We start from the raw sequence: 6,981 nt of genomic DNA, 5'->3' as shown, positions 1-6,981 counted from the left end.
ATGCGATCTCGCCGCTTTCGGCTGTGGTCGAAGAGGTTGCCGCCGAATGGATCCTCGAGTTGTTCGATTTGCCTCGTGAATCCTCGGTCGGATTCGTAACAGGATGCCAGATGGCGCACTTCACCTGCCTGGCTGCGGCACGTCACAGTGTCTTGCGCCGTGTCGGTTGGGATGTGGAAGTTGAAGGGCTTGCGGGTGCGCCGCGCGTGAATATCGTGGCGGCAGCCGAGGCACATGTGACGATTGATGTCGCCATGCGCTATCTCGGTTTTGGTACGCGCGCATTGCTGCGCGCAGAATCCGACGAGCAAGGCCGGATGCGGGCCGACAGCCTGCGCAAACTCGTGGCCACCCTGGATGGGCCTACCATTATTTGCGCGCAGGCTGGAAACGTGAACAGTGGATCCTTTGATCCACTCGTTGAGATCGCCGCGATCGCGCGCGAATGCGGTGCCTGGCTGCACGTCGATTGCGCGTTCGGTCTCTGGGCGCGCGCCAGCAAATCTCTTGCACCGCTTGCGGCCGGGATCGAACTTGCAGATTCGTGGGCGACCGATGCGCACAAGTGGTTGAACGTTCCCTATGACAGTGGACTGGCGATCGTGAAGCATTCGGCGGACCATCGCGCTGCAATGACTGCGTCGGCCTCTTATCTGATCCAGACCCAGGGAGTGGAGCGCGATTCCGTCGACTGGGTGCCCGAATTCTCCAGGCGAGCAAGGGCAATTCCGGTTTACGCCACCTTGCGCTCGCTCGGTCGTGACGGCGTCGGTGACCTGGTTGACCGGTGTTGCGCCAGAGCGCAGCAGATGGCGAATTTGCTTGGCGCCGAGAATGGAGTGCAGGTCCTCAACGAGGTGGTCTTGAATCAGGCACTTGTTCGCTTCGGGGACGACGATGAATTGACGCGTGCTGTCGTGTCGGGAGTCCAGGAAGAAGGTACATGCTGGCTGAGCGGCACGACCTGGCATGGCAAGGCGGCCATGCGAATCTCTGTTTCCAATTGGGCGACTTCATAAGATGACATTGCCAGGAGCGTTGCCGCAATTCTCAAGATCTACAGGCGGCTTGCGCAGGCATAATCAGGCGGTCGCGTACCTGGCGAGGCAAGCCGGCCGCGCCACCTGGCTTGCCAATGTTGGCACCAACCCAAGGCAACGAAGAAGCCTTCTGTACGCAGGCAGGCATCGCGACGAATGCGCTACTTGATCAGCGTCGCCTTGGATCCGTCATTCCCGCGCAGGCGGGAATCGCTCTGGAACGGCCACCCAATGGAACAGCCAGATGGTTGCTCCATTGGGTGGCTTTGCGACACGGCATCATGCCTTCGAAGTTTTCTTTTTGCTCATCGCTGCGACCAGCTGGTCCTTGACGGGCAGATCGCGGATGCGCACGCCACAGGCTGCAAATATCGCGTTGGTCAGTGCAGGTGCGGCTGTAGGTATGCCCATTTCTCCTGCACCACTGGGTGACTCGCGGCTCGGCACGATATGCACTTCGACATCGGGGGCTTTGGCGGATTGCAGCAGGGGATAGTCGGGGAAATTCCTCGTCGTTACCTGTCCCTTGTCGATGCCGATTTCCAGATTTATTGCGGTCGACAAGCCGTCGATCGTTCCACCCATCATCTGGGCCTCAAGCCCCAATGGATTGACCGGTTGTCCAACGTCGACTGCGCAAACGCAGCGATGGATCTTGAACTCACCCGTGCTGTCCACGCTGACTTCCATCGCATGCGCGGTATAGCCGCCAAAAGTGAAATGGGCGGCAATGCCGAGTCCATGACCGGCTGGCAGCTTGCGACCCCAGCCGATCTTTTCACCGGCAATTCGGGTGACTTCACGCAGGCGGCGTGGCGAAAATTTCGGACCGCCGTGATTGGCGTAGTCCATGATTTCGTGATCGTACAACCGGAGGCGCAGGGCCAGGGGGTCCTGTCCGCCCTTGTGAGCGATCTCGTCCATGAAGCTTTCAACGACGAATGCATTGACCGTGTGCGCAGGCGCACGCCACGAGCCGCGTGTCATGCCCGACTTCACGGCAAACCACTCGACTTTCAAGTTGGAAACGATGCCTGCCGGAAAATCGTCCGTGTAGAGTTCGGCCTCCCACATCTTGTCGGCTTCGACATTCAGACGGCGATGGTACTTGGTGGCACTGGCGAGCTTTTGTGTCCAGCTGGTCGGCATGCCTTCTTCATCCAGTGTCGCCATCAGCTGGTGCTGGCCGAATGGTCGGAAGAAATCATGGGAAAGGTCGTCTTCCCTGGTCCAGACAAGCTTGATCGGTTTGCCTGATGCCTTGGCCAGCAGGGCGGCTTCGGCAATGAAATCGTTGCTCAGGCGGCGGCCGAAACCGCCACCGACACGCGTCATGATGACTTCGATGTTGCGCCGGTCGATCCCGGTGATAGCGTTGACCATGCGCGAAGCTCCGGAAGGAACCTGCATCGATGCAATGACGCGTGCTGAATCCTGTCCGAGTTCGACATAGGCGCCGGGTGGTTCCAGCGGAGCGTGGGCGACATAGGGAACACGATAGGTCGCCTCGACGTGGTGCGCTGCACTCTTCGCGGCAGCGGCGACATCGCCATCTTCACGCACGACCTGGCCGTCGCCCTTCAGCAATCCATCGCATTGTGCGAACAGCGATGCGTTGCTCTCATCAGGGAAGTCGCCGGCAGTCCATTCGATTTTCAGCGCCTTGCGGCCTTTCATGGCAGACCAGGTGTCATCCGCAAGCACGGCGACGCCAGCGACGAGATTCTGCGTGATCGGTTCGCCGCCCTTGGGGCCTGGCAGCAGCAACACCTGTCTCACGCCCGGAATCTTCAAGGCATCCTTCGCATCGAATGACTTCACGCCACCTTCGAAATGCGGACAGCGCGCGACCACGGCGGTCAATGCCCCCTCTGCATACACGTCGATTCCGTATTGCGCCTGTCCGGTCACGATGGACTCGGCATCGACCACACGACGAGGCGTTCCAATGATTCGGTAGTCTTCGGGCTTTTTCAGCGGGACATCGGTGTCCGGCACGCTGATCGTCGCTGCAATCGCTGCGAGTTCGCCATACCCAATCGACTTGTTGTCGGGTCCGTGGACACGCCCGTCCCGGGTGCGCAATGAATCGGCGGGCAGGTTCCATTGTTTGGCTGCTGCTTCGATCAGCATGACCCGAACACGCGCGCCAGCCTGTCGAAGATCGCTCCAGGAATCGGGAATATTGGTGCTGCCGCCAGCTCCTTGTGGGCCGTATTTCCATTCAACGCCAGGTTCCTTGTCTATGAAGTTGAGACCCAGCGGTAGCTGTTCGACTTCGACCTTGCTCCAGTCGGCGTCAAATTCTTCTGCTATCAACATGGGCAGAGAAGTCTTCACGCCCTGGCCGATTTCCGGACTGCGCGCGCCAATCACCACACGTCCGTCAGGCTCTATGCGCACGAACAATCCTAGCGTCGCGCCGCCATTGTCATCGGCAGGCGTTGAGGCCAGGGCCAGAGCGCTGCCGGGCACCCAGACACTCAGCATCAAGCCGCCACCCGCGCTGAGGCAGGCCTTGAGGAAGCTGCGGCGGCCCAGGCGTATCGATGGTGCCGGCAGGATGACCGGATCGGGGCCGGTGGATGCGTCCCAATCCAGCGGGGCTGATTGACGATCGACCGGTGCGTTCATGACGTCACCTTGGCAGTCTGGTTCATGCTGACCGCAAGACGGATGGCCTTGCGTATTCGAGGATAGGTGCCGCAGCGGCAGAGGTTGGTCAGTGCAGCGATTTGCTGGTCGCTGGGTTCCGGCGTGCGCGTCAGGAGATCGGCTGCCGCCATTATCTGTCCGGCCTGGCAGTAGCCACACTGCGGAACATCGACCTCGATCCAGGCCTTCTGCAATGCGTGCAGGGTTCCACCGTCAGCCAGACCCTCGATTGTGGTGATCGCATGTCCGGCCGCACTTGAAACCGGTATCGAGCACGAACGCACTGCACTTCCGTCCAGATGCACGGTACAGGCGCCGCAGGCACCGACACCGCATCCGTACTTCACGCCCGTGGTACGCGCATGGTCGCGCAAGTACCAGAGCAGGGGCATTGCGGGATCACCTGAGAACGTGATCGATTTCCCGTTGACCGTGAATTCGATAGCCATGCCAGAGTCTCCCGCAGCGATGATCCATCAAGTTCTACGCGCCGACATGGTGTTGGACCAGTGTCGATAGTTGGGTCTGTGGCGAATGACAAGGACCTCAGGCAACGCTGAACAGGTCTCTGCTCGTCATCCCAGCGTAGGCTGGGATCCAGTATTTCCTTTGATTTACAAAGCAGCACTCAAGAACTGGATGACCAGCCGTTCAGCAGCTGAAGGCTGCCTGGATGACGAGCGCTTAGGTAATTGCTATTCGGGCCTTGGGAGATTTCGACGCCATATCTTGCCGCAACTGCCTGCTAGTGAAAGTTGCGCGACTGCGAGCCCAGCTCGGGCAGCAGGGCATCGAGATTGAGCAGGCGATGGGCGATGACATGTTGCACGCCTTCACTGGATTGCAACTCGCCTTCGACGCCGAGCACGTTGCTTTCGACCAGCACGCGGCGCTGGCTGCTGGCGAGCGCGGCCCAGACGATGATGTTGAGGATGCCGGTTTCATCTTCGAGGGTGACGAAGGTGACGCCCTTGGCCGTGCCGGGGCGCTGACGCACGGTGACCAGGCCGGCACAGCGTACGCGCTGACCATTGCGGCTGCCGAGTACGTCGCGGGCACGCAGCATGCGACGCTGGTCGAGCTGGGTGCGGACAAGGCTGAGCGGATGTCGACGCAGGGTGAAGCCCTGGGTTGCGTAGTCACTCATCACATCCTTGCGCAGGGATGGTGCGTCGAGGCGAATCGCCTCTTCATGTATCGCGGCATCGGCAAGTACAGCCAGCGGCTTGTCGATACCGGCGCTGTCCCAGCGCGCCTGGTGACGATGACCGCTCAAGCTGCGCAGTGCGTCGGCATCGGCGAGGCGTGCGCGTTCGCCGGTGTTGAGACCGGCGCGATGAATCAGATCGGCGACATCAGCAAAGGCGTGTTCGCGTCGTGTCGTGACGATGCGTTGTGCAGTGGTTTCGGAGAAGCCCGAGATGCGCGAGAAGCCGAGCCGCAGGGCGAGGGGAGGGCTCGTGGCTTGTGTAGGAAGTGGCTTCAGCCACGATGCTTTTGCATCGTTCTTGCAGAAGGGCATCGCGGCTGACGCCCCTCCTTCAGAAGCCAGAGGTTCGAGCGTGCAATCCCATTCGCTGATCGTCACGTCGACAGGCAATACGCGCACGCCATGGCGTTGCGCATCGCGGATCAGTTGCGCAGGCCCGTAGAAACCCATCGGCAGGGAGTTGAGCAGGGCGCAGGTGAAGGCGGCCGGGTAATGGCACTTGAGCCAGGATGAGGCATAGGCAAGCAGGGCGAAACTGGCGGAGTGTGATTCGGGGAAGCCGTATTCACCGAAACCCTTGATATGCTCGAAGATGCGTTCGAAATAACTTTCCTCGTAACCGTTCGCGAGCATGCCGTCGCGGATGCGATCGCGGAACGGTTCAAGCACTCCCTTGCGTTTCCATGCCGCCATCGCGCGACGCAGTTCGTCGGCTTGGCCGGGACTGAAACCGGCCACGACCTCGACCAGTTTCATGACCTGTTCCTGGAAGATAGGCACGCCAAGCGTGCGTTCGAGCACGGCCTTGACCCGTGATTCCACCTTGCCGGCGGCACGCTCGCTGGCCGATTGCGGATAGTCGATGACTTCAAGCTGCTGACGGCGACGCAGGTAGGGATGCACCATGCCGCCCTGGATCGGTCCGGGACGCACGATCGCGACCTGCACGACCAGATCGTAGAACACGGCCGGACGCAGGCGCGGCAGCATCGACATCTGTGCGCGCGACTCGATCTGGAACACGCCGACCGTGTCGGCCGCGCGGATCATCGCGTAGGTTTTTTCGTCGTCCTGCGGAACCGTGGCCAGTTCGAAGCGGTGGCCGTGGTGGGCATGCACGAGATCAAAACACTTGCGCAGGCAGGTCAGCATGCCCAGCGCCAGGCAATCCACCTTGAGCAGCTTGAGTGATTCGAGATCGTCCTTGTCCCACTGGATGATCGTGCGATCAGCCATCGCCGCATTTTCGACCGGTACCAGGGTGTGCAGTGGATGCTCGGAGATGACAAAGCCGCCAACATGCTGGGACAGATGACGCGGGAAACCGCGGATCTGCGCGACCAGTGCCACGACCCGCTGCATGATTGCGGCCTGCGCATCGAAGCCGCGTTCGCGCAAGGCGTCGGCAATCGGCAGGTCGGCATTGGTATGCGCGTAAGCCTGGCTCAACTGGTCGAGCTGGTCCTCGGCCAGGCCGAGCACGCGACCGATATCGCGTGCCGCACTCTTGCCGCGATAGCGAATCACCGTGGCCGCGAGTGCCGCGCGCGTACGCCCGTACTTGTTGAACACGTACTGGATCACTTCCTCGCGCCGCTCGTGTTCGAAATCGACATCGATGTCGGGTGGCTCGTCGCGTTCGATCGAGAGGAAGCGCTCGAACAGCAGGTTGCCGTGTTCGGGATCGACCGCCGTGATGCCGAGGCAGTAGCACACGGCCGAGTTGGCCGAGGAGCCGCGTCCCTGGCACAGGATCGGTGGCTGCTGCGCGCGTGCCCAGCGCACGATGTCTTCTACAGTCAGGAAGAAGTGCTCGTAGCCGAGCTGCTCGATCAGCGCGAACTCGTGTTCGAGTTGCCGGCCGACCTCCTGCGCGATGCCATGCGGCCAGCGTCGTCTTGCGCCTGCCAGCGTGAGTGCGCGCAGGTGATCGATCGCCGACACGCCTGCCGGCACCAGTTCATGCGGATAGACATAGTTGATGCCACGCAGGCTGAAGCGGCAGCGAGCTGCGATGCGCCCGGTTTCCGCCAGCAGCTCATGCGGATAGATCGTGGCCAGCTCTTCGCATCGGCG

Annotated in this window: 4 protein-coding genes; 1 reads left to right on the top strand and 3 read right to left on the bottom strand. The window is 61.1% G+C overall.

Annotated features, from left to right (window positions below):
* On the top strand, positions 1 to 1,019 hold a 1,019-nt coding region (locus tag WBP53_RS03260; RefSeq protein WP_423925888.1), incomplete at its 5' end, for a pyridoxal phosphate-dependent decarboxylase family protein.
* Positions 1,020 to 1,319: 300 nt separating this feature from the next.
* Here WBP53_RS03260 and WBP53_RS03255 read toward each other — a convergent pair.
* The 3 genes from WBP53_RS03255 to WBP53_RS03245 form a co-directional block, all read right to left on the bottom strand.
* Complete coding sequence (locus tag WBP53_RS03255; protein ID WP_423925886.1) at positions 1,320 to 3,674, bottom strand: molybdopterin cofactor-binding domain-containing protein; 2,355 nt, start codon at positions 3,672 to 3,674, stop codon at positions 1,320 to 1,322.
* Entirely contained in the window at positions 3,671 to 4,144 is a 474-nt protein-coding gene (locus tag WBP53_RS03250; protein WP_423925884.1) for a (2Fe-2S)-binding protein, read from the bottom strand. Before WBP53_RS03250 ends, WBP53_RS03255 begins: the two co-directional genes overlap by 4 nt.
* Before the next feature lie 296 nt (positions 4,145 to 4,440).
* Positions 4,441 to 6,981, bottom strand: a 2,541-nt coding sequence (locus WBP53_RS03245; RefSeq protein WP_423925882.1) for an error-prone DNA polymerase, incomplete at its 5' end; no start/stop codon positions are given.

Source organism: Dokdonella sp. (assembly GCF_049593775.1).
Lineage (GTDB): Bacteria > Pseudomonadota > Gammaproteobacteria > Xanthomonadales > Rhodanobacteraceae > Dokdonella.
Note: the sequence above shows the minus strand (reverse complement) of the source record. Positions and strands in the feature narration are given on the sequence as shown.